General features: G+C 35.1%; 24 protein-coding genes. 8 read left to right on the top strand and 16 right to left on the bottom strand.

All coding sequences use genetic code 11. The features are described from left to right. Positions 1–3 precede the first annotated feature (3 nt). Positions 4–765 (top strand): porin family protein, encoded by a 762-nt coding sequence (locus J7E44_RS01735; RefSeq protein WP_214824920.1) that lies wholly within the window; start codon positions 4–6, stop codon positions 763–765. A gap of 503 nt (positions 766–1,268) precedes the next feature. Here the strand turns inward: J7E44_RS01735 and J7E44_RS01730 are convergent. The 9 genes from J7E44_RS01730 to J7E44_RS01690 form a co-directional block, all read right to left on the bottom strand. Then, complete coding sequence (locus tag J7E44_RS01730) at positions 1,269–2,051, bottom strand: carbon-nitrogen hydrolase family protein (RefSeq protein ID WP_214824917.1); 783 nt, start codon at positions 2,049–2,051, stop codon at positions 1,269–1,271. Between the two features lie 350 nt (positions 2,052–2,401). Further along, the gene (locus tag J7E44_RS01725) at positions 2,402–3,475 is read right to left on the bottom strand and encodes an NAD(P)H-dependent flavin oxidoreductase (RefSeq protein ID WP_214824914.1); all 1,074 of its coding nucleotides are present in this window, start codon (positions 3,473–3,475) and stop codon (positions 2,402–2,404) included. Positions 3,476–3,505: 30 nt separating this feature from the next. Continuing rightward, on the bottom strand, positions 3,506–3,880 hold the full coding sequence (locus J7E44_RS01720; RefSeq protein WP_251040445.1) for a nuclear transport factor 2 family protein: 375 nt from the start codon (positions 3,878–3,880) through the stop codon (positions 3,506–3,508). Positions 3,881–3,951: 71 nt separating this feature from the next. Beyond that, a complete protein-coding gene (locus J7E44_RS01715) occupies positions 3,952–4,683 on the bottom strand; it encodes an SDR family NAD(P)-dependent oxidoreductase (RefSeq protein WP_214824908.1) in 732 nt (243 codons plus the stop codon). A 4-nt stretch (positions 4,684–4,687) separates the two neighbouring features. Further along, the gene (locus tag J7E44_RS01710; protein ID WP_214824906.1) at positions 4,688–4,906 is read right to left on the bottom strand and encodes a tautomerase family protein; all 219 of its coding nucleotides are present in this window, start codon (positions 4,904–4,906) and stop codon (positions 4,688–4,690) included. 18 nt (positions 4,907–4,924) lie between these two features. Continuing rightward, on the bottom strand, positions 4,925–5,470 hold the full coding sequence (locus tag J7E44_RS01705) for a YceI family protein (RefSeq protein WP_214824904.1): 546 nt from the start codon (positions 5,468–5,470) through the stop codon (positions 4,925–4,927). A gap of 104 nt (positions 5,471–5,574) precedes the next feature. Continuing rightward, positions 5,575–6,150: a Crp/Fnr family transcriptional regulator gene (locus tag J7E44_RS01700; RefSeq protein WP_214824902.1), complete on the bottom strand. Its 576-nt coding sequence runs from the start codon at positions 6,148–6,150 to the stop codon at positions 5,575–5,577. A gap of 104 nt (positions 6,151–6,254) precedes the next feature. Then, positions 6,255–7,223 (bottom strand): class I SAM-dependent methyltransferase, encoded by a 969-nt coding sequence (locus J7E44_RS01695; RefSeq protein WP_251040444.1) that lies wholly within the window; start codon positions 7,221–7,223, stop codon positions 6,255–6,257. A 9-nt stretch (positions 7,224–7,232) separates the two neighbouring features. Further along, positions 7,233–8,777: an MFS transporter gene (locus tag J7E44_RS01690; protein ID WP_214824900.1), complete on the bottom strand. Its 1,545-nt coding sequence runs from the start codon at positions 8,775–8,777 to the stop codon at positions 7,233–7,235. A 95-nt stretch (positions 8,778–8,872) separates the two neighbouring features. On the opposite strand from J7E44_RS01690, the gene J7E44_RS01685 reads away from it, so the two are divergent. The 3 genes from J7E44_RS01685 to J7E44_RS01675 all read left to right on the top strand — a co-directional run bounded on the left by J7E44_RS01685 (position 8,873) and on the right by J7E44_RS01675 (position 12,280). After that, positions 8,873–9,211 carry a winged helix-turn-helix transcriptional regulator gene (locus tag J7E44_RS01685; RefSeq protein WP_214824898.1) on the top strand — a complete coding sequence of 113 codons (339 nt, stop codon included), beginning with the start codon at positions 8,873–8,875 and terminating at the stop codon, positions 9,209–9,211. Positions 9,212–9,518: 307 nt separating this feature from the next. Next, a complete protein-coding gene (locus tag J7E44_RS01680) occupies positions 9,519–11,060 on the top strand; it encodes an MDR family MFS transporter (RefSeq protein WP_214824895.1) in 1,542 nt (513 codons plus the stop codon). Positions 11,061–11,101: 41 nt separating this feature from the next. After that, positions 11,102–12,280: an acetyl-CoA C-acyltransferase gene (locus J7E44_RS01675; protein WP_214824892.1), complete on the top strand. Its 1,179-nt coding sequence runs from the start codon at positions 11,102–11,104 to the stop codon at positions 12,278–12,280. 115 nt (positions 12,281–12,395) lie between these two features. Here J7E44_RS01675 and J7E44_RS01670 read toward each other — a convergent pair whose 3' ends face one another. Next, positions 12,396–13,262, bottom strand: a complete 867-nt coding sequence (locus J7E44_RS01670; RefSeq protein WP_214824888.1) for an alpha/beta fold hydrolase — start codon at positions 13,260–13,262, stop codon at positions 12,396–12,398. Positions 13,263–13,356: 94 nt separating this feature from the next. On the opposite strand from J7E44_RS01670, the gene J7E44_RS01665 reads away from it, so the two are divergent. Then, positions 13,357–14,214 carry a LysR family transcriptional regulator gene (locus J7E44_RS01665; protein ID WP_214824884.1) on the top strand — a complete coding sequence of 286 codons (858 nt, stop codon included), beginning with the start codon at positions 13,357–13,359 and terminating at the stop codon, positions 14,212–14,214. A 64-nt stretch (positions 14,215–14,278) separates the two neighbouring features. Here the strand turns inward: J7E44_RS01665 and J7E44_RS01660 are convergent, their stop codons facing one another. Then, complete coding sequence (locus tag J7E44_RS01660) at positions 14,279–14,812, bottom strand: carboxymuconolactone decarboxylase family protein (protein WP_214824881.1); 534 nt, start codon at positions 14,810–14,812, stop codon at positions 14,279–14,281. A gap of 203 nt (positions 14,813–15,015) precedes the next feature. Between J7E44_RS01660 and J7E44_RS01655 the strand changes: the two genes are divergently transcribed. Then, positions 15,016–16,104 carry an alpha/beta hydrolase gene (locus tag J7E44_RS01655; protein WP_214824879.1) on the top strand — a complete coding sequence of 363 codons (1,089 nt, stop codon included), beginning with the start codon at positions 15,016–15,018 and terminating at the stop codon, positions 16,102–16,104. Positions 16,105–16,439: 335 nt separating this feature from the next. On the opposite strand, the gene J7E44_RS01650 is transcribed toward J7E44_RS01655, so the two are convergent. Beyond that, entirely contained in the window at positions 16,440–16,784 is a 345-nt protein-coding gene (locus tag J7E44_RS01650; RefSeq protein ID WP_214824876.1) for a mannan-binding lectin, read from the bottom strand. Between the two features lie 404 nt (positions 16,785–17,188). Next, entirely contained in the window at positions 17,189–18,601 is a 1,413-nt protein-coding gene (locus J7E44_RS01645; RefSeq protein ID WP_214824873.1) for an aminotransferase-like domain-containing protein, read from the bottom strand. 309 nt (positions 18,602–18,910) lie between these two features. Between J7E44_RS01645 and J7E44_RS01640 the strand changes: the two genes are divergently transcribed. Further along, positions 18,911–19,834 carry a DUF3078 domain-containing protein gene (locus J7E44_RS01640; protein WP_214824870.1) on the top strand — a complete coding sequence of 308 codons (924 nt, stop codon included), beginning with the start codon at positions 18,911–18,913 and terminating at the stop codon, positions 19,832–19,834. A gap of 89 nt (positions 19,835–19,923) precedes the next feature. Here J7E44_RS01640 and J7E44_RS01635 read toward each other — a convergent pair whose 3' ends face one another. The 3 genes from J7E44_RS01635 to J7E44_RS01625 form a co-directional block, all read right to left on the bottom strand. Then, a complete protein-coding gene (locus J7E44_RS01635; protein ID WP_214824867.1) occupies positions 19,924–21,144 on the bottom strand; it encodes an MFS transporter in 1,221 nt (406 codons plus the stop codon). A 78-nt stretch (positions 21,145–21,222) separates the two neighbouring features. Next, a complete protein-coding gene (locus J7E44_RS01630; protein ID WP_214824864.1) occupies positions 21,223–22,071 on the bottom strand; it encodes a helix-turn-helix domain-containing protein in 849 nt (282 codons plus the stop codon). Positions 22,072–22,268: 197 nt separating this feature from the next. After that, positions 22,269–22,733, bottom strand: a complete 465-nt coding sequence (locus tag J7E44_RS01625) for an SRPBCC family protein (protein ID WP_214824861.1) — start codon at positions 22,731–22,733, stop codon at positions 22,269–22,271. Between the two features lie 227 nt (positions 22,734–22,960). On the opposite strand from J7E44_RS01625, the gene J7E44_RS01620 reads away from it, so the two are divergent. Then, complete coding sequence (locus tag J7E44_RS01620; RefSeq protein ID WP_214824859.1) at positions 22,961–24,769, top strand: hypothetical protein; 1,809 nt, start codon at positions 22,961–22,963, stop codon at positions 24,767–24,769. The last annotated feature ends 66 nt before the right edge of the window (positions 24,770–24,835 follow it).

The raw sequence follows: 24,835 nt of genomic DNA, 5'->3' as shown, positions 1-24,835 counted from the left end.
ACAATGAAAAAAATATTAATTATACTTATTATCATATTGGGGCAACAGTTTTCGTATGCCCAAACCATATTTGAAAATAATAGTTCTTCAGAAATTGATACTTTTGAGCTGAATACAAATCGTATAAGCTGGGGAGTGAAAGCCGGACTTAATTACTATAATTTCTATGGTAAAGAAAGAGACTTTATTTTTGCAGATTCAGATACGAAATTCAAACCGGGTATTTATGTGGGAATCTTCGTTAATACAAAGATCAACAGAAATATTGGGCTTACTCATGAACTGATTTTTAATCAAAGAAGAGTAGGTGTCATTTATAAAGACACTGATGATCATCTCTATAAATCGGCCATTAATAGCTCTTATATTGATATTGTTCCTGCCAATATCAATTATCAACTCTCAAAGTTCCGGCTCTATGCTGGACCTTATGTAAGTGTTTTAGTAGCTGCCAACACAAAACGGAAAGACCAAAATGGGGATCTTTTCCGGGATAAGAGTATTTTTGGAGATGCTGCTAATGATGAAAGTAAAAGCTATTATCTTCAAAAGTTTGATTTCGGAATAAACCTTGGTGTAGATTATCAACTAAAAGACAGATGGTCTGTTGGGTTCAGATATAATCACGGTTTTACAGATCTCTTTCAGAATGCCAACAGTTTTGCCAATGGAAATTCTAAAAAAGATAAGATTAAAATATATAACCGGGGGTTTATGCTTTCATTGGCCTATGACCTGGCATCACATCATTCTTCAGCTGAATAATGTATACAAATAGATTCAAAGCCTGAAGGTATTTTAAGAACTGGGTTAAAATCTCTTTCTATTTAGCATTTTATTCTCTCGCAGATTGAGCAGATGACATAGATTTTTTTATTAGAGTTTACGAAGGGGTTTAAATACCAACTTTGTCATTGTCTTCCTCAAACTTTCAGTTTTCGCACGAATTCTAACTAAATCCATATTCATTCGTAGACTCGTATATGTTCCGTATTATCAATAGAGCCTGGCTTTAGCCAGGCTTATTTAATCTAACATGCATTGGCTTTAGCCAAAACCTATAGTATTTTGTAAGTTTTGGCTAAAGCCATTAAATATGTAAAAGAATAAACGGGCTAAAGCCCGTTTCTATTGATCTTTTTTCTCTCACCGATCAAAGAGATCTGTTCAATCTGTGTCATCAGCGAGAAAGAAAATAAACATCCATTTTGTCATTGACTTCCTCGAACTTTCAATTTCTTTGAGAATATAAACCAAACCATATTCTTTTAAAAATCACTTTTCACATATAATGGGTACTCCTGTTTTGCTTCTTTAGATTTTTCTAAGTCAATTTCATGGGTTATAAATTTATCCTCAGCAGAAGATCTACCTAATAGATTTCCGTTCATCGGTTCTGCGATCCAACCTGTACCTCCCCATTCAAAGTTATTCTCACCCAATCCTGATCTGTTGGAACTTAAACAATATGCTCCCGAAATAATAGCGACAATTTTCCCACAGTTAATCCACTGTTCTACAGAAGTTTTTCCTGTTGCTCTCGGACAGAACAGAATATCAATTCCCTGTTTTCCATAATGACGGGCTTTTTCTGTAAACCAAAGTTCAGTACATAAGAGAATCCCTATTTTAAAATTTCCGAGATCAAATGCTTCAAAAGTAGCGGGCTCTTCTCTGTCAAACCATGTTTCCTCCCAAAAATGAGTTTCTTCAGGAAAATAAGCTTTTGTATGAAGTCTGTCGTGTCCTTTCCCTTTTTCGAATACATAAGCGGTGTTCAGATATCTATCTTCCACAATTTCCGGTATAGAATACACTACGTATTGAACTCCAAGAGTTTCTATTTCTTTCAACCATAACTGATGTTCCTTTACACTTTCCTGCTTTAATTCATCCGATGTAACATTGCTAGCTGACAACCATTTATAAAAAGGCATTTCAGGTAATAGTAGAAGGTCAGAGAATGTAGTTTCAAGATAAAGCTTTAGATCTTTCCAGTCATTTTGAAATTGTTGCTTATTATCGCTAAGCTCGCAAACGGTAACTTTCATATTTAAATGTATTAGAGTAAAAGGGATCCGATATAATTTTTAATTCTGCCAAATTAGAAATTGGCTAAAAATGATATGGTTTCGTAGTACCACAAATTTAATTCTTTAAATTTCTGAAAACAAGTTTCCATAAAATGAATTTATAAAAACAATCAAGATTTATTCATCGCGTGCAATACCATAGGATTGAGGTTTAACCAAAATTTAGATTTTTTTTTGGTTTCGGTTAAAGCCATTAGAATGCATAAAAAAGTAAACGGGCTAAAGCCCGTTTCTATTGATCTTTTTTCTATCACCGATCAAAGAGATCTTTGTCATCTGCGAGAAAGAAAATAAATATCCAATTTAAATCATGAGAATATTTTTGACGTTTCCTCAATCAGGCTCTCCATTAAAACCGATGCATTTTTATACTTTAAAATAGGAGCAATCTGACCTCCCCAGAAAAATACCATTTCATTCTTTCCTTGTTCCAAGGCAGCTTTTCGCAATGGTGACATGAAAGTAGTCTGCAATGGAAAAGGTAAGTGGGCGATTGACTTTTCAGAAAGATCTTTTAGTATTTCAGTAGTAATTCCTCTACCAAGTCGTCCCGTGTAAGCTCTTGAAAGCCTTGTATTTTTAGAGGCTTCAGAAAAAAGAGCTTCTCTATGGTCAGGTAGCGCGCCAGATTCTTCACATGCCAGAAAAGCTGTTCCGATCTGTACTGCTTCAGCACCTAACGTTAATGCAGCAGCAATACCTTTTCCGTCTGCTATTCCTCCTGCAGCAACCACAGGAATTTTCACTTTATCTTTAATAAGCTGAATCAGAACAAAAGTTCCTGTCGTGGAAAATTCAGCTTTATCGAGAAAAGAAGGTCTGTGGCCTCCGCTTTCAAATCCTGAAGCAACAATGAAATCCACTCCAATATTCTCCAGAGCTATCGCTTCATCTAATGTTGTAGCATTCCCCGCGAGTAAAATTCCCCTTTTATGACATTCTTCTACAATATCCGGATCCAGTAAACCAAACATAAAACTGAAAACTTTGGGCTTGATATCCAGAACTGCCTGCAGCTGATTCTGGAACCTGGATTCAAAAGAGGGTGGAAGAGTAGGAATCTCTATTCCTAAACGATCAAAATAAGGTCTAAACGTCTCTACCGTTTCTTTATATTTTCTTTCAGTATCCTCGTGATCTCTATAATCCGTATCAGAGACCCAGAGATTAAGATTATAGGGATTTTTTGTTTGTGATCTGATCTGTTGATCTTTCTCATAGATCTCCTGTGGACTAAGAGTATATGCACCAAATCCTCCCAATCCACCCATATTACTAACCGTAGAGGTCAATTCAACAGTAGATAAGCCACCACCAAAAGGCCCTTGCCATATTGGGTATTCAATGCCCAACAAATCTGTTATTCTTTTTTTATTCCACATAAATAAATACGTTTGATTTGGTTTAAATAACTATTCTACATCCGTAAGGGTTTTATTGACGATCAGCCATTTACCATTGATTTTATGAAAAGTAATAAAATTATAGTAATTATAATTGTACATCTTTACATTTAATTTTACCGCAGCAATAGAGTTGATCACATCAATAGAAATAATTTCCGGTTTAAACTGTGCCCCTGCTTTTTCAGGACTTACCCTGTTACCCACACCTTCTATGTATTGTGCTGCTGTTTTATGATAAGCAACACCTTTTACATCTCCAAAAAGAAGCGCATCCTTAAAAAATACTGCTTTCAAAAGTTTTGTATTGCCCTCAAAAATACCTTTAAAATAATATTGCTCAAGAGCCGTTCTTATAGCGGTTTCTTCTGTACTATTTTTCATAGTGTTGGTTTTTTGAGCATGGCTGTTTATTGGGAAACTAAACAGCCATGCCATTAATAATACAATTTTCATTACAGATAATGACCGGCTCCCATACCGCCATCCACATTAATAATAGCTCCAGTTATCAACTTATTACAAGCAATACTATACACCATATGTGCTACCTCTTTCGGTTCACCAATACGGTTCAATAAATGAAGTCCCGCAGCTTTATCAATATTTTCATCATGCATTGGTGTCCTGATCAGTCCTGCAGCAACAGTATTCACTCTGATATTGTCCTTTCCAAATTCAGCAGCAAGCTGATGCGTTAAAGCATGGATCGCCCCTTTGCTGGATATTGGAGCTGTAGAAGGTGATCCTGCCATAGCATGATAGACCAATGGTGATCCAATATTAATGATTACCCCATCTTTCTGCTTTTGCATCTGCGGAATAACCGATTGCGTGGTAAAGAAAGTTCCTTTAAGATTTGTTCTTAAAAACTTATCCAAATGTTCTTCTGTTACTTCTAAAAATGGTTTATTTTCGTAAATTCCTGCATTATTAACCAGCACATCCACAGAGCCAAATCGCTCAAGAGCGGTTTTTACCAATAAATCACCAATAGATTTGTCAGCAACATCACCAGCAACCATGGCAAGCTTATCCCCACCTCCCAATTCATTGAAAACCTGTTCTAATTTAGAAAGTGTTTTTGAATTGATTACAACGTTATCTCCTTTTTCCAGAAAATATCTTGCTACTTCCAATCCTATTCCTGATGAAGCTCCTGTTACAATAACGGTTTGTTTTTTCATTTCTTTACTTTTTTTCCGTTGAAAATCCTTGTTCTTTTAATACAGAAACCTGTTCTCCTGCATATCCCCAGTTATCATCTTCTTTTTCATCAATCACTACATGGGTAAGGTGTGGATCTTTATTCAATACCGATGTTACCAATTCTGTTACTCCTTTTATCAAAAGTTGTTTTTCTTCTCTGGTAACTCCGTCACGTAAAACTTCTATTTTTATGTAAGGCATGATTTTAAATTTTAGATGTTAAAAATTATTTTCAGCTGCTTCTGCAACCAAATTAATATTAAGGTCGAAATTGTTGTATATCAGGGTATCTCCAAGATCGGTAAAGAAATTCCCCGATCTGAATTTCATATTGTACTTGGTTCTATCAAGAACAATTTTGCTTTGAACAGTAGCTGTGTTTTCCTGAGTCGCAATTTTCAAAACTGCATCAACAGGGTGGGTGATTCCTTTAATCGTAAGGTCACCGGTTACATAATACAGATGATCGTCTCCTGGTTCTGCATGCTTAATCTGAAATATTGATTCAGGATACTGATCAGAATTAAAGAAATCATCGGAAGCTAAATGCCCTGCAAATTGTGCATTGGTTTCAGCATCTTCAATATCAAGAATTTTTATGGAACGGGTGTCAATAATAAATGTTCCAGAGGAGAGTTGGTTGTCCTTAAAAGAGAATGTCCCTTCTTTGATTCCAATAGTTCCGTTATGTGCTCCGGTTATTTTTCTTCCGGTCCATTCTACAATGCTTTTTTCATTGTTTACTTTAAAATTTTGTGTATTCATTTTTTCTATGTTTAAATGTTGACACAAAGTTCCGTTGAGACCATCAAAAAGTTACGTGACCTGGGTCACTATTTATACAACTGAAGAATTATATTTAAAAGAGATTAAGCGTGATATAATCTGCTGAGCGTTTCTCTGGAAACTCCAAGGTAAGCAGCAATCAGATGTTTAGGAACCAGATTATACAGTTGCGGATACATTGATAAAAGCTCTTCATACCTGAATTTTACGTCATTATTCATCAGAGAAAGAAGTCGCTTCTGTACAGCAACATAACCTTTATTTGTTCTCCACCTGAAAAAATGCTCTATCTCATGAATCTCACCACATATTTTCTCCCTGTTTGCATTGGATATGGCCAATACCGTTGCATTGGTAATACAATCAATATTTACCGTTGCCTTCTGATGACTATAGAGTGCATTATAATCCGAAACCCACCAATTAGGCATGGCAAACTGAAGGATAAACATTTTCATACTATCATTTACATAAAAAGCTTTCAGACAGCCATCCAGTACAAAATATTCCTGATCTATGACAGTACCTTCAGATAATAACATTTGACCTTTTTTTAAAGTAATCATAGTAAAATGGGAAAACACATATTCCAACTGCTCTTCGTTCAGAGAGACAAATTGTGATAAATGCAGCTGTAATATCTCTTTAGGATCGGTCATTATGTTCTGTTATACTCTTACAAATATACAACGTAAACAGTTTTGATAAATGATTTTGTTAAACCTCATTTTTATTTTTAATAAAAGAATATAGCCAGTGACATCTAGTAATTGTAAGACAGCATTTTATTAAAAACAACAGAAATACTATTTGACTTACAATCACTTTCATTTTTAACTGATTCATTTTTATTTTCTTTTCTGCAAATGATCATTATAAATTTGAATGCTGATAATTTTGTCACGGCATCTGTCTGCTCATCAATTTCAAAATAATCCAACAGCCCATATTCTTTAAATTCCTTCTGTACAGCCTCCATGTCATAGAAAAAAAGCTGTCCTCCTTTTCCAATTTCAAAAGTATCCTTTCCGATCCCTTTTCCTTTTCCATAGTTTGGAGAATTTTTAGAAATTACCGAAAAGACCATCCAGCCTTCATTTTGTAATTGATTAAAACAATCACTGATCATTTTCTTTCTTTGATCACCATTTAATAGATGAAGAAGTGCATAGCAGAAAATTCCATCATACAAATGGAGGTCAAAGGGCATCTCTGTGACCGATCCCTGAAAAATTTTCATTTTATTTTTAAACTGCTCTTCAGCCAGTTTAATGGCAGTTTTAGAGATTTCTATTCCTGTTACCTTAATTTTATTTTCTATAAAGATCTGAGCATTCCTACCATATCCTATCCCTGGAATAAGAATATTATTCACATCCTGTTCCATAAACAGTTCTTTAGTCAGTACTGCAGAATGTGAAGGTTCAAAACCCCACATGGTCTTATGTTTAATAAAACTGTCGTCCCAAAATACTTTCATATCTTCTGCTGAATTAATCCCACCAATATTTATTTTATCTATTATTTGTCCACAGTTGAAACCTAATTTTCCAGCCTCTGAAATAATAAGTTCAGTGTCCACTGAGCATCCATCAACCTGAAGCAATACCTCAGAATTCTGTTTAATGAAATCAATATTACAGTCAGTCAAAACATTTCTCAAAGCTTCCAAAATAGGATCTGTATCATCTTGTCCATGAAGGTCTGTTTTAAATATCCATCTATTTTCCATCGAATTTTTTTAACTTAAAATTTCTTTATTTATCCTTTTAGGTCCATACACAAGAACATACATGAACAGGATCAGCATAACAACAGCACCAACCCACATGGCCTGTTTCCAACCATATACAAAAGATTCACGGGCAATGCGAATTAGTAAAGCAGATTGATCACCTGTTTCCGGAGCAACAGCAAGTGCATTAGAAATGCCTTCTCGAGCCAACGTCGCAGCATGCGTAGAAATTCCATTTAACTTTTTATCGATCATACTCTTGTAGCCTGCACTTACCAGAGATCCTAGTAAAGCAACCCCGAGAGCTGTTCCGAGTTCCCTGGTAATATCATTAAGCGCAGAAGCGATTCCCTGGCGACTAGCAGGCAATGCTGAAGTTATAGCTTCGGTAGAAGGAGTCATACTTAATCCCATTCCAAATCCCATAGCAAGCATTCTGGGAAGTACCGACAGATAACCGCCGTCTACAGATACAAATACAGCCATAAGAGCAGCACCAAAACCGCCTAATAAAATCCCAGATGCCATGGTAAAACGTCTTCCTATTCGCATGGCTACTTTAGGAGCAAAACCTGAAGCAAGCATCATAAGTAAAGCCATAGGCATCATCGCAAGTGTAGAACGTAGACCTGACCAACCTAATACACCCTGAAAATAGGGGAAGAGCACTACAAATATTCCGGCTTGTACCCCAAAAATCGCCAGTAATGATATAGATCCACTGGATAAACCACGTTCCATAAAAAGAGATACATCAAGGATTGGCGCTTTCTGGCGCAATTCCCAAAGCACAAATAGTACAGCCGATATCACTCCTGTAATCAGGGATCCTAAAGTTAGTGGTTCTGTCCAGCCATGAACCGGAGCTTCATGTAGTGTATAAACGATGCCAATTACTGCAATTATCGATAGGAGAGAACCTACCAGATCAAACTGCGGTTCTGCTTTTTCTGTAGAATCGGGAACATATCGAACCGCCAGAGCAATTGATACCAAAGCAAGGACCACAGGAATAACAAAAAGCAGACGCCAGGTGGCAAGGTCAACCAAAACCGCAGAAAGGTACATCCCCAGAATCCCGCCACCTCCAGCCACACCGGTCCAAATACCAATGGCCTTCGAACGTTCTTCCTCAGGAAATGTAGATGTAATAACGGCAAGTGTCACGGGCATGATCATTGCCGCACCAACACCACACAAAAATCTAGCAACAATCATCATAAAAGAAGAAGTTGCCCAACCCGACATCATACTTGCTATTCCAAAAATAAATAAACCAACAAGCAGTATTTTTTTGCGTCCAATTCTGTCGCCAATAGCACCGAGAGGCAATAGTAAAGCGGCTAAACTTATTGTATAAATGTTGATCATCCACAATATATTAGTCTGAGATGCATTGAATTCTATTGCCAATTTCGGTTGTGCCACATTAAGCCCGCTTACAGAAGCAATTACTGCCATTAACGCAAGGCAAACTGTGATAAGTATCATTCTTCTTTGACGCTTACCTTCATCAAAAATTGTTTGTTTTGTGAGATCTTTTTCTTTCATGCTACAAAATTAATTACCTTTACTATCCAAATGATATTACTTCCCCTTTGGATAGCACTATCCAAAAAGAAAGTAAGTTAAATACTGTAACTATTATGATACCTGATAATGATTGTTCAAAAGCCATGTTATCTATAAAAGACGCTTTGGATGCAGTAGAGGGCAGATGGAAACTATTGATCCTTTATTCATTGTGCAGTGGACCAAAGCGTTTTAAAGAGCTCTCAAGAGAGGTCCCTGGAATAACAGACAAAACCCTGTCAAAAGAGTTAAAGAATTTACAGGCTAATAAATTAGTCAATAGAGAAGTCTTCGATACTTCCCCTCCAACAGTAGAATATACCATGACGCCACATGGTATGTCATTAAAAAATGTATTGTTTGAACTTTGGAACTGGGGGCTTATTCATCGTGAAGAAGTGATAGGAAAGTAGTATTGCAATCTTAGATGGTCAGTTCAAAATCATTAAGCAGATTTTTAAAGAATAAGGATTACTCAGAAAGCAACTTACGATCTTTTAATAATGTTTAAAATAAAAGCCGTTCAAACTAATGAATGTTTTTTTATTATTCAATATTAAAAATTATACCGATTGGTATATTTATTTTATATCTTTGCACCTTAAAATTGAATCCGACACAAAACGAATAAAAAAAACAAAAACAGCTTTAATAATTAAGTGTTTTTTTTGAAATAAAATATACCGATCGGTATATTAAAATATTATAAAAACTTTAGAAATGAAGAGAATAATTCTTATCATAACCGTGATCTCCGCAGCTATAATGGAACTGATAGATACTTCCATTGTGAATGTAGCCCTTAATTATATGAGCGGAAATCTTGGTGCCACCTTAGAAGATATTTCCTGGGTAGTTACAGCCTATGGTATCGCCAATGTGATCATCATTCCTATGACCAGTTTCCTTGTAAATAATCTGGGGCGCAGAAATTATTATATCGGTTCTATTATACTATTTACCGTATGTTCCTTTATGTGTGGGAATTCAACCAACCTCTGGGAATTGGTGATGTTTAGATTCCTTCAAGGTATTGGAGGAGGGGCTTTACTTTCTGTATCAGCAATGGTGGTGTATGAATGTTTTCCAAAAGAAAAACAGAACATTGCCAGTGCTTTATTTGGAATCGGAGTTTTCATCGGACCTACTATTGGCCCTACACTAGGTGGGTTTATCACCGATAATTTTTCATGGAGATGGATTTTTTACATTAATATTCCTTTAGGCATTCTAGCTGCGATTTTATGTTTCCGTTTACTCCCGGAATCACCGACAAGACAGAAGGTTAAAAAGATTGACTGGTGGGGAATTATTTTATTGATTATTGGAATTGGCTCTTTACAAACCGTGCTGGAACGTGGAGAAACAGAAGACTGGTTTGCTACAAGATATATTGTTTTTCTCACTGCTGCCGCTGTTTTGTCGCTTGTTTTATTTGTACACAGAGAACTTACCATCCCGCATCCGGTGGTTAAACTATCAGTACTTAAACATCCTTCACTCAGTATATCGGCTATTCTTACTTTCATAACCGGCATTGGTATGTTTACTTCCATCTATCTTACTCCGGTACTTGCTCAGCGATTTTTAGGATTTAATCCTGCTCAGGCAGGTCTTTTGCTCCTGCCAGGATCTATCATTGCCGTATTTGCACTGATCATTACCGGGAAAGTACTGCAAAAAGGAGTTCCACCTGCTTTAGTTGTATTATTGGGATTTTGCTGTTTTATTTACTTTAACTGGTCTATGGGTCAGGTGAATCTGGAAGTTTCATTTGCAACAATTTCTATTAATTTAATATTTAGAGCACTGGGAATGGCTTTACTTACGGTTCCGTTGGCATCTCTTGCTGTTTCCTCTTTGAAACCAGAAGATATGCCACAGGGAACAGCGATCAATAATATGATGCGACAGCTTGGCGGATCTTTTGGAATATCAATCATCAATACTTATATCGCAAGAAGAGTAGCCCTACACCGCACCGATTTAATTTCAAATCTTACTCCTGATAACAGATCAGTGATGGATCGATTACAAACCTACACTTCTCTTTTTCAGAGCAAAGGTTTTGGATTTCCTGAAGCTCAGCAAAAGGCAATTGCCTTAATGGAAAAAATAGTTGTAAAACAGTCCTTTTTTTTAAGTTATATTGATGCATATATGGTTATTGGTCTGGCATTTATATTTGTATTACCTTTATTATTATTTTTTCTGAAAAGAAATAAGAACAAAAAAATAGTGATCGTTTCGGCAGATCATTAGAAAGAACTAAATAATATTCAATAAAAATCTATAAAATTATCATGAAAGAAGTATTTATTGTATCAGCAAAGCGCACCCCTGTAGGTGGATTACTTGGAAATTTATCTGGTTTTTCTGCACCACAATTAGGAGCTTTAGCCATTCGTGAAGCATATAAAAGCATTTCATTGGAACCCGAATTATTAGACAGTGTTTATATGGGAAATGTACTGAGTGCAGGAGTAGGACAGGCTCCGGCAAGACAGGCTGCTATTTTTGCTGATATTCCTTATGACAAAGATGCCACAACAATTAATAAAGTATGCGCCTCAGGAATGAAAGCCACTTCATTGGGAGCACAGCAAATTCAGACTGGTTTAGAACATCTTATCGTAACCGGAGGTATGGAAAGCATGAGCAATGTTCCACATTATGCTTTTCTAAGAAACGGAAAGAAATTGGGTGATATTACCCTTACCGATGGGATGACCAAAGATGGATTATGGGATGTCTATCATAATTTCCACATGGGAAGTGCAGCAGAGCTGGGTATAAAAAAATACGGACATACAAGACAGGAGCTGGATGATTATGCCTTATCTTCTTATCAAAAGTCGCAAAATGCAACGGCTCAGGGAAAATTTAAAAATGAAATTGTTCCTGTTGAAGTCACCAAAGGAAAAGAGACGGTTACAATCGATAAGGATGAAGATATTTATAAGCTTATCCCGGAAAAAATAGCTCAGCTGAAACCTGTTTTTGAAAAAGACGGATTACTTACTGCAGCTAATTCCAGCAATTTAAATGATGGTGCTGCTGCCTTAATTCTGGCTTCTGCAGAGGCTGTACAAAAATATCAGCTAAAGCCACTTGCCAAGATCATAGGATATGCAGATGCCGCTCAGGCTCCGGAATGGTTTACCACTTCGCCAGCGTTAGCAATTCCAAAAGCACTTTTAAGTGCTAATCTGGATCTTTCTGCAGTAGACTATTTTGAAATTAATGAAGCTTATGCTTCAGTAGTTCTTTCAAATCAGAAAATCCTGGGATTTGATCCTGAGAAGGTTAATGTTTATGGCGGAGCAGTAGCTATTGGTCATCCGATAGGAGCTTCGGGAGCAAGAATCCTGGTTACCCTTCTTAATGTGTTACAACAGGAAAAAGGAAAATATGGAGTAGTAGCGATCTGTAATGGTGGTGGGGGAGCTTCAGCGATGGTTATTGAAAATTTAAATAGGTAGAATGAAATCTTGTTAAGATCAATCATTTCTAACTTAATAGAAAAAAATGTCTGACCGAATTTACAACAGATTCGGTCAGGCATTTTCTTTTTAATTAATAAAGATATTCAATTAGCTATGCCGGTAATTGATCTAAAAAAATTCTGATATCCTTACTTATTTCCTGTACATGAGTTTCCAGTGCAAAGTGACCGGTTTCATAAAACTTTATGGTAGCATTCGGAATATCTCTTTTATAAGCTTCTGCTCCCGGAGGTAAAAAGAAAGGGTCATATTTCCCCCAAGCGGCTAATAATTGTGGTTGATATTTTCTGAAATATTCCTGAAATGCAGGATATAAAGCAACATTAGTACGATAATCCAGCATCAGATCCAATTGGATATCATTTCTTCCCGGACGGTCCAGAAAATACTGATCCAATGCATAGGACTCCGGAGCAATAAGCGATACATCACGAACTCCTTCTTCGTATTGGAATATGGTCATCTTTTTTGAAGTAAAATCGCTTAGTGCTTCTCGATTTTCCTTACTTGGATCTTGCCAGTATTTTTTCATAGGATTCCAACCTTCACTTAAACCTTCTTCATAAGCATTCCCATTTTGAGAAATAATCCCCGTTATTTTTTCAGGATTGGCTAAGGCAAGTCTGAGACCTGTGGGAGCACCATAATCAAAAATATACAGAGCAAATCTTTTTAGTTCCAGAGTATCAATAAACCCTTGCATAGTTTTAGCAAGATTATCGAAAGTATAGTCAAACTGCGATGGATCCGGAGCATCGGTAAATCCAAAACCCGGCAGATCCGGAGCTATGATGTGGTATTTATCATTTAAAGTAGGAATCAAATCCCGAAACATATGTGAGGAAGTAGGAAATCCGTGAAGCAGCAATAGAATTGGAGCATCTTTTGGTCCCGATTCACGATAAAAAATATTCAGGCCGTTAACATCTACGTTTTTGTAATAAATAGTTGGGTTCATAATTGTTTTTGTTTTTTGTTATTTCAAAATTACGTCATATATTTGATTACATAAAACGATTAATTATGATTACAACTATCACAAAAAATGATATATGAATTTAAATGATCTTAAAATATTTGAGGCAGTAGCGGTTCACGGAAGTTTTACTAAAGCTGCAGATGTGATGTGTACGGTACAGTCTAATGTTACTGCAAGAATAAAAACATTAGAGGAAGAATTGGAAGCACAACTTTTCACCCGTACTTCAAGAAAGGTTTCTTTAACCAAATCCGGACATGCATTCATTCAGTATGCGCGTCAGATTTCTCATATTATTGATGAAGCTAAAAAAGAAATCAAAAAATCGGATCAGATAGGGGGAAATTTATGTATTGGATGTATAGAAACCACTTTAGTATTTAAGGCTCCGGGTATCCTTTCAAATTTTATGAAAATATATCCACATGTAGATTTGGAATTCAAATCAGATTCCCGTACCAAACTGATTGATGATGTATTAAATTATAAACTGGATGCTGCATTTGTTTCGGTTCCTATTCATTCTTCACAACTTGAGCAGGTCCACATTAAGGAGGATGAATTGGTTATCGTTTCTTCTCTTGAAGAAAAATCAATCAACCAGATCCTTAAAAAAGAAAACCTAAGTATTGTTGTATTTGAACAGGGATGCGTGTATAGAGCAAGGCTTGAAGCAATGCTTAATTCAAGGGGTATCATTGAATACAAAAGTATGGTATTGAATTCCATAGAAGGTATTATTAATTTTGTTGAGGCTGGTCTCGGAATCACCATACTCCCTGTTGAACTGATCGAACAATATTATAAGTCCCGTAAGTTAAAGGTATTTAAACTTAACAAAGAGATAAGCAGCATATCAACTTCACTTATTTATTTAAAGAATATTCCAAAATCTCAAGCTTTAGAGGCATTTATAGCAATGCATACTTAATTCATTAAACAGAAAAGGCTACCTCATAAATTGGCAGCCTTTTCTGTTTAATATTACTTAATGTCTATAGCTCAGCAGCTATTGGCCAATCTACGGGTATCTTTGTGACAGCATATAAATAATTGGTTATGGTCTTATCACCAATAGCAATAATCACATCAACTAGATTTCCTTCTGTATATCCTTCATTAAAAAAGTTTTCTTTTGCTTCATCAGATATTTCTCCTTTTTTACTTACTGCTTCCTGAACCAGATTAGCCAAAGAACTTAGTTTTGAGTCAAAAGAAATATTTACTTTTCTGATCTCTAAAATTTGTTCATCATTAAATCCATTAAGCTTTGCGACAGCAGTATGAGCACTTAAACAGTAAAGACATTTATTATATTGACTTACCACCAGACTCACCACCTCTTTTTCTTTTGCTTTTAGAGAAGATTTTGCATTTTGCAATCCCATATAGGTACTTAATCCATTTTCAGAATGAGCGAAAGTGGCAAAAAGGTTAGGAACATATCCAATCCCTTTTTCCAGTTGATTGAAAATACTTTGGTTAGCTTCTGAAAGTTGTTCTTTTTGGGGAATTTGAAAATTTTTCATTTTTAATTATTGTTTAAAATTAATAGTACAAAGTTGCACCATCACTGACCTAAAAAGAATAGAGTAATTTCCCGAAAGCTTATGCTTTTTTCCCTTTTATTAAATAAGCCTGTACATTCACATTTTGCTAATCTGTTCTAAATTTATTTCTTTATATTAGTATATTTAGTATAAGGAATTATTCTTAAAAAAAATAAACACAAATGATAAAGAGACTGTCATTATTAATAATACTACTATGCTCAATTGTTCTTTTTGGGCAAAATAAACAACCTTCCGATGAGTATGCTAACGCCAAAGAAATCATTAAAGATTTGGATTCGATTGCTAATCCCAATGGAATCCAGGAAAGATATAAAGCTCAAATTGGAGGGATAGATCAATGGGTATATGTAAGAGGACAAAACAAAGACAATCCTATGATTTTATTTGTGCATGGTGGTCCTGCATCTCCAATATCTCCGGTGATGTGGATGTTTCAAAGGCCTATTGAGGAATATTTTACGGTCGTCAACTATGATCAGAGAGCATCTGGTAAAACATATAATGCGAATGATACATTAAGATTAAACAATACTATAAAAATTGATCAGTATGTTGATGATGCAATACAGTTGGCCGAGTTGATTAAACAAAAATATAAAAAGAAAAAAGTGATCCTCATTGGACATAGTTGGGGAACTGTAATTTCCATGAATGCTGCATTAAAAAGGCCTGATTTATTTTATGCTTATGTTGGCATCGGGCAAGTAATTAACACCAAGGATAACGAACGGTTAAGTGTTGATTATGCAGTAAAGGAAGCTACCAGATTAAAAAACACTACTGCCTTGAAAGAACTGGCCACAATAGCACCATATCCTGGGAATATTCCCATTACAAGGCAGCGGATTATTATTGCAAGAAAATGGCCTCAATATTATGGAGGCTTAACGGCATTTAAAGATAACTCAAAGTATTTCTTCCAGGCTCCACTGTTATCTCCTGAATACTCTGATATAGATGCCGAAGCGATTGGCAAGGGAAGTCTCTTTACTCTCGGAAAAATTCTTCCTGAATTTCTACAGGTTGATTTCAAAAGCATCAAGAAATTTCCTATTCCAGTCTTTATGTTTATGGGAAGACATGACTATACAACTCCTTCTGAGCCAACCGAAAAATGGATACAAAATGTAAAAGCGCCTACAAAAAAGGGGATATGGTTTGAAAATTCAGCTCATTTAATTCCTTTCGAGGAGCCTGGTAAAATGTTAGTTACTTTATTAAATGATGTTAAGCCTGTTTGTCAATAGCCTTTTTGAGCATTCATTTTCATTTTTTAACCAGCAATTTAAGCTCCAAAAAAAGCCTCCCGAGGGAGGCCTTAAAAAACACAAATGATGAAAAAAAATTATTTCGAAGTGCAAATATAATAAAATATATTATGTAACACATTGTAATTTTATTAATATTTTAATTTATTTATTAATAACATATTAATGTTATGCATGCATATAATTAAAATATTTTCAAATATACATTTTTATTCTTTAATACAAAATCAGCTGTTCACGGGCATTTATTCCCTTGCAGTAGATCAAAAAAAACCTTCAGGAATTCCTGAAGGTTCTCTGAAACTTTTTATTTCCTAAAATTTAAACACACAGCCGCAAACGCTCATTTTGCCTTCAACAACTGTTGTCCATTGTCCATTCCAAGTACCTCCATAAGATGCACAAATAGACGGACATATTTCTTTAGCATCATCATTACTCCAGATAGGTCCTGCAAGAACGTCTAAAGTATATTCAGTATCCCCTGAAGGAGCAGTATCATACTCAACTTCAATTACACTCATTTCTCCCTCAACAATGGTACTCCATTGTCCAGTAAATTTTCCTAAATGTGCCGCAGCGATACGGCCACCTAATTTCTGTGCTTGATCGTTGCTCCAAAGCGGACCTGCTACGATGTTAATTTTGAATTTTGACATGGTTTTTGTTTTTAAAGTTTAACATTCCAAAATTGCGATTATAAAAAAACAAATAGTAGAGTATAAAGCACCATTTTTTTTATTCAGTACTTATACTTAGCATGCCCATGACCAGTGCTTTTATCCGATTAATAAAGGATAAAACAATATTTATTATTTCTCTTAAAATTGATATAAATGTATTTTAACAGTAGGAAAGTGATAGAAAAGTTGAAAGCAAAAGAAAAAAAATATTGACATTATGAATCTCAACAAATATTGGAGACGATAAAAAAAGACGAAGCTATAAATATTACTTTACAGCCTCGTCAATTTTTAAAATCATTTGGTTTTGTTGTTTACAAATTTAGAGCAATCAGTATGAGAGGTACAGATACAGTTGATGTTTTTTATTAGGGTACAGATCACCAGGCTTTAACAATTTTCCCGAGGGTCTGGAGGTCAGTGTTTATTTTCTCATTCCATTCCATTGCAAAATTCAGTCTCATACAGTTGTTATATTGATTGTATTGAGTAAACATCCTTCCCGGAGCGAAACTTATATTTTGACGGATGGCAATATCATACAGTTTTACGGTATCAATTTTTTTATCAAGCTCCAACCATAGCATAAAACCTCCTTTTGGCTGAGAAACTTTCGTGTTATCCGGAAAAAAATCCTCTATTCCTTGTTGAAGTTTTTGACAATTAGCCTGTATTGTTTTTCTGAAAGTCCGCAAGTGATGATCATATCTTCCGTTCTCTAAAAAATGTGATATCGTTTCCTGATAAATTGCAGGTGTAGAAAGTGTTTGAATTAATTTTTGCTGAATAATCCTGTCTTTGTATTTTCCAGGAATAATCCAGCCTACACGATAACCTGGCGCCAGTGTTTTAGATACAGAATTGACCAGCATTACAATGCCAGCTTCATCAAATGCCTTACAGGGTTTTGGCCTTTCTGCTCCATAATAGACTGTCCTGAATATATCATTTTCTACCAGTGGAATATCACGCTCCGTAAGCATTTTTACCAGTTCTCTTTTATGATCGTCAGACATCAGAGTGCCCAAAGGATTATTAAAATTTACTATAAAGCAACATGCACTTATCGTAGGCAAAACCTTTTTAAGAGCTTCCAGATCCAAACCGGTTGCAGGATCTGAAGGTATTTCTACAGCTTCAAGTCCCATGGCACTTATCATCTTAAGGATTCCGAAATAGGCTGGGCTTTCAATAGCTACTTTATCTCCAGGTTTCGTAACTGCCATCAGGCACATAAACATTCCATTCATAGCCCCTGATGTTACCACGACATCATCTTCAGTTATTTTACCTTCCAGCATAAACGCCCATCTGGCAACGGTTCTTCTGAAGTTAAGATTACCCTGTACCGATTCGTAGGTTGCACCACCGTTGGCTAAAGTGCGCATCACCGTAGCGACACTTTTGTTAAGCTGAGCAATTGGTAGAAGACTTTTTTCAGGCAAGCCAAGAGAAAAATGGGTAATATCTTTATTATCGGATGAAGCAAAAGTTTTATTAAAAAGATCTTCAGGATGTTTTTCTTTCTGTAATGATTCTAATATAATAACCGAGGGAAGTGAAAATTTCCTTTGAGAAGCCCGGCTTACATAATAACCCGATTTTGGAACAGGCTCTATTAATGATTTACTTTCAAGTTCCAGAAATGCCTGTCGAACAGTATTGATACTTACATTATACACTTTCTGTACAGTTCGTATAGACGGGAGTTTATCGCCAAGCCTTAAGGTTCCATTAAGAATTTGTTTCTCAATGATTCCGGCAATCTTTAAATACAGGACTTCTTTTTTCATTCAATCATTTTATGTATCTGTTAAAATTAAGAAATTTAATTCCCTTCTCCATGAAATTATTACAGAGTCACCAGATACCAACAAAAGAGGGTGTATATATTAAATTGATTTCAAATAAACAAAATGATTTCTATCAGAAATACCCATCAATACTGTATATTTCATACAAAAGTGAACAATATGCAAAATATTGTTCTATCACATTATTAAATTGTATGATAAAAAACATTAATTTTAAGTGATTTTAGGTTTTTTTGACAATTTTTAACAAAAATTATATTTCTATTTTTGCAACCAAATCTTTAAATTATGAAAAAAATTTTATTAACCTTTTCCATTTCTTTTGGAATTTTTGCTTCTGCACAAGAGGTAAAAACTGAAGCTCCTGTAGTAGATACAACTAAAGCATGGAGCATTCAGGGTCAAAACACTTTAATGCTAAACCAAGCTGCATTTTCGAATTGGGTTGGTGGTGGAGCTAACAACGTGGGTTGGCTTGCAGGTGTAAATTACAACCTTACTTATGAAAAAGGAAAAGATCTATGGGAAAACATTATTATTCTTGGCTATGGGCAAAATAACACCCAGGGAGTAGGAACTAGAAAAACACAGGATGTCATTAATCTCTCCAGTAATTATGGTAGAGAGATTGCCAAAAACTGGTACGTATCCGGTGGTGTAAGTCTACAGACTCAGTTTGCAGCAGGATATGAAGATGGAAATAACCCTGATGCTAAAAAGATCTCGAATTTTATGGCTCCCGGTTATTTAAATGTAGGTGCCGGTTTTACTTACAGACCTAATGATAACTTTACCATGACCCTACGTCCAGCTAATGCAAGAGTGACATTTGTATTAGATAAAGATCTGCAATATGCCGGAACTTATGGATTAAAAAATGATGGAGATTCTTCATTATTCCAGTTCGGTTTCTTAGGAACAGCTATTTATAAACTGAAAATCATGGAAAACATCAACCTTACCAATACAGGTTCCGTATTTTCTAATTATTTAGATCATCCAGATCGATTGGTTCTTTCTTACAGTGGAATTTTAAATATGAAGATCAATAAATTCATTTCTACTAATATAACTCTAGACTTACTATATGATCACAATCAGATCAGAAGGACACAGCTAAAACAAACTTTAGGAGTTGGTTTTGCTTATAATATCGACAATGGTAAAAAACGCTCTGATAAAAAAGACAATCAGTCTTGGATGAAAAAATAAATGAGTCCATCAATACAAACAAAAAGACTAACCCGGAAAGGTTAGTCTTTTTTTATAAATCAGATGATGAGAAGTAGTTTAAAATCACCTTACTCATGACTGTTCTTTCGCATTACCAAAACCAAAATGGCAAGCATACCACCTACAGCACCGAATATATAAATAGACTGGTAGCTGAACCATCCGGCAATGATCCCGGCTATTGGACCTGCCAATCCTAAGGAAAGATCAAAAAAGGCTGAGTAAGCTCCTAAAGCTGTTCCTCTCATATGTGGAGTAACTTTCTTGATTGCCAAAACTCCCAGAGAAGGAAATACCAGGGAAAAACCTATTCCTGTAAGAGCACAACCTACAATAGCCATCCATCCTGAATGAGAAAAACCAATCAATAGCTGACCAATAATTTCAATAACAAATGAAACCAATGCAACCTTATAACCACCATATTTATCAGGGAAGGAAGAAAATAATATGCGGGTAAGAATATAAAAGCCCCCAAAACAGATAAATCCCAAAGAAGCATTATCCCAGTTTTTTTCAGCGAATAGTAAAGCGATAAAAGAAGCTATACAGGCAAATCCTAAAGAAGAAAAAGCCAATGCCAATCCCTGATCCGAAACCTTTCCTATTACTTTATAAAATGGAGTTCTTATGTGGGTCGGATCAACTTCAAGAGTCGGTAGTTTAGCGGTAGACAGCCAACTTATACTTGATAATGCAAAAATCAATAAAAAAGGAACACCTGTTCCAAATCTATTTCCTAACCACATACTTAAAGGCGCACCTATAGCAATTCCTGCATACATTGAAATTCCGTTCCAGGTCATTACTTTACCTGATTTATGAGGTCCTACCAAACCAATTCCCCAAGTCAAGGCTCCCGTTACCATCATACTTTCAGATATACCGTGTATTATCCTTGAAATGATGAGTATCCCAAGTGCTATTAATGGAAAATGGACTGCGGAACTACCTATAATATAAAAGACTCCTGCGATTAAAACCAGAAATATCCCCCGGTGATTACTTATTTTAGCACCAAGTGTATCTGTAATTTTTCCAGCATAGGCGCGGGTTAATAACGTTGCCAAAAACTGAAGCCCCACCACAATTCCTACAATGAAAGTATCAAATTTTAATTCATTTTTGATTAATGGTGGTAATGCACCCAAAGCGATACCTATTGTAAGGTAGGCCGAAAATACGGAGACCACTATTGGAGCCAAAACTTTTGTTAGTGGGATTTTTTGTTCCTTAACAACAGTAGCATCTGGACCCTGAGCTACTGGATTTGTACTTTTACTTGCCATATTGCATCGTTTTTTTTAATTATTTTACGAGTACAAAAGTAAATTTGAAGAGCAGATCTGACGATAGCTATTCCATGGCTATAATTGGACAAATGATGGTTTTCGTTTTCGGAACTGAGATGCTGTAAATCCTGTTTTATTTTTAAAAAACCTGGAAAAATAGGCGTAATCTTCATAACCCAGTTCAAAGGCAATCTGTTTTATATCCAGATTGGTATAATATAATAGCCGTTGAGATTCAATAATAATTTCCTGCTGTATCCAATGGCTGGCCGCAAAACCTGTAATTTCTTTTACTACTTCATTCAGATAAAGAGGAGTTATATGAAGTTCCGATGCATATTCTTTTACCTGCTTCAATTGTTTATAATGCGTCTGAATCAATTGTTTAAACTGAAGTACAGTTTTATATTTCTGTCCGGCAATAATCTTTTCAGAATGTCGGTTCTCTATGAATACTCTAATAATAAGCCCTGTCAAACTATCAGAGAGCGAACTTATAAGGTTATTCTGAAAAGGAGCTTCAGGATTCTTTAAAATAGAATCAAAGACAGGAATAAATGAAAATAAATCACTATCTCTTGTTATTGAAGCTACCTGATTGGAATTAAGATAGGTATTATAGATCTCAAGATACGTTTTAGGGATTAATGCGGTTTCTATAAATACAAACCAACCTTTACAATTTTCATGTTTTAAATACCGATGAACCTGACCTGGTGCTACGTACAAGATTGATGTCCCAAATAATTCAATTTCACGAAAATCAAGTTCCCATAAAGAGTTACCTTCCTGTTGAACAACAAACATAAAATGCTCATCCCTATGTGGAATTTGTAATATTTTATCAGGCTTAACAATAGGGCAGATTTCAATACCAATAATGGGAAGCTCGTTTTTATGGAGTGGTATTGTAGATTTTACCATGGTATATTTATTAGAACGTTTATCAACGTAAATGTAATAATAATGCAGAAAATAATATACTAAAACAAAATTCTCCCATATTGCTTTTATTGTAAATTATAAAAAATTTCAATCTTAAATCTACTATTGGTATAAAATAGGATAAAGAAAGCTTCATCTATTTTTTTATTTTAATCCAGATTAAAAAATAGGATTAACTATTTATTCTGATTAAATAATCTTTCTAAAACCTGAAAACGATAATCAAAAATATGCTCAAGTTTCTTTTTAACAAATAAACCATGTGCAATTTCTCCTAAAAATCCCATAGGAAGTTCATAATCGATAGTATCTCTTATCAGTACTCCTCTTTCATTAGGAATAAATTCATGAAAATGATTCCACAATTTATAAGGTCCTTTTTTCTGAAAATCTGTAAAATTCTTTTGAAAAGAAACCTGGGTAATTTCTGTTTGCCAGGCCATTTTAACTCCCAATAGAGGAGAAACATAATAATCGATGATCATTCCTTCATAAATCTCATCATTTTCCAGCTTGGTAAGAACAATAAAATTCATGTCTTTGGGTGTAATTTCAGACAGATTATTAGCCGAAGAAAAGAAATTCCAGGCCGTTTCCAGATTACAATATAATTGTTGCTCACGCTGAAGCTGATGTACCATACTTTTCAAATTTTTATTTATTGATCATTTAAAACAAAGTAAGGTATTACTTTCTAAAACTGCGTTTCTTTTTCATTTTTTTACCTGATTTTTTCATAAAAAATATCTTTTTAACTCCCTTTTAATATCATTATTCTCATATACTGTAAAGGTATACTTTAGTAGATAATAGTATAAGATAATTAAGGGTTTCAAACTATCTTTTCAAACTAATTTTATTAATAAAAATGAAAAATAAACCCTTACACAATTTTCATATTCCTGTGATGGGACTCGCCTATACCATAGACAGTCCGATACGGGTGGCACACTATGGAATTTCTTCTGTTATTTCTATCATAGATGATGAGATCATCGAAAAAATGAAAGACTTTTATAACAAAAAATTCAGTTTGGATTATCGCAGTATTTCTCATAAAACAGACGATTACCGCGCCAAAAGAATTACGGATTACCTAGATATGATGGATGATATCGTAAATGAAAAATTTGAAGCTTTTAAACAGGAACTTAGTAAAAATAAGGAAGTACTAAAGAACTTCATTGCAATGCTTCCTAACACTTCTGACCTTAAAAACGGACTACAAAGTTTTTTAAATCAAAAGGATTATCTCAGTTCGAGCATCAAACATTTTATTGAAACCAATCTGAAACCCGGAGGTATCGATGTCAATATCATGACCAAAGTAGACAAAGACAATTTCAGAAAAAACGAACAGCTCCCGGTTATTTATAATGATGCCCATGCTTCGCTGCGAGGATTTGCCAAAAGCAAATTATCATCATCAATGGTACTTTCCGCTGGAATGAATCCACGATTATACAGTTATATCGAAGAGTTTGATGACTTTTTCCCCGATCAGAATGGTATTTTAAAGAAGAAGATCATTCTTAAGGTCAGCGATTTCCGTTCAGCAATGATACAGGGGAATTTTTTAGCAAAGAAAGGATTATGGATTTCTGAATATAGAATAGAATCAGGATTAAATTGCGGCGGACATGCCTTTGCAACCGAAGGTTTGTTATTGGGACCGATCATGGAAGAGTTTAAACAAAAAAAGAATGAACTTATACAGTCTGCACATACAATAATGAATAATGCTTTAGAACAGAAAGGCAAATATATTGTTGTACAGCCACTGGAAATGAAAATTACAGTTCAGGGCGGGGTAGGCACATCGGAAGAGCACGAATTTTTACTTGAAAATTACAATGTTGACAGCGTAGGGTGGGGATCGCCATTTTTACTCGTTCCGGAAGCTACTTCCGTAGATAAAGCAACCAGAGAGCTTCTCCTGAAATCAAAGGAAGAAGATTTTTATCTCAGTAAGATTTCTCCGTTGGGCGTTCCTTTCAATACTGTTCGTGGTACTTCCAATCAGCTTTTGAAAGATAAGAAAGAAGGGAATAAAAAATATGGAAGCTCATGTCCGAAAAAGTTATTAGCTCTAAGTAAAGAATACTCTCCGAAAGGTATATGCACAGCCTCAAAGAAATATCAGGATATTAAACTTGATGAACTTCAAATGGAAAAAAAAACCTTAACGACTGATGAGTTCAATAAAAGGAAAACCGAAATTACCGATAAAGCATGTTTATGTGTTGGATTGGTTAATTCCGCATATCTGGAACAGAACATAGAAATAAAAGGAGAGAAGCAAGGGGTTGTAATTTGTCCAGGTCCAAATCTTGCCTATTTCAATAAAGAAGTTTCATTATTAGAAATGGTCCAGCACATTTACGGTAATTCAAATATTCTACCGGACAACCGACGTCCGAATATGTTTATCAATGAACTTAAAATGTATGTTGATCATCTGAAAAAAGAGATCGCGGATTCATCTGTAGTTACTACTCATTCTCAGACAAAAAAATGGAACTCTTTTAAAAAGAACATTTTGGATGGCATTACTTATTATGAAGATCTTTTCAGTACTTCAATCTTTTTCAGGGATAAAAAAGAAGCCATACCTCTTCAATTACAGAAATACAAAATGATGGTTTCAGAAATTGAAATTCCTCAGGTCGGAAAATAAAAATTTACTGAATTTATTAAACACAAAGACGCCATTTATTTTACAATTATGATGTTAAGGCGCAAG

The sequence above is a fragment of the Chryseobacterium sp. ISL-6 genome, assembly GCF_018613715.1.
Lineage (GTDB): Bacteria > Bacteroidota > Bacteroidia > Flavobacteriales > Weeksellaceae > Chryseobacterium > Chryseobacterium paludis.
Note: the sequence above shows the minus strand (reverse complement) of the source record. Positions and strands in the feature narration are given on the sequence as shown.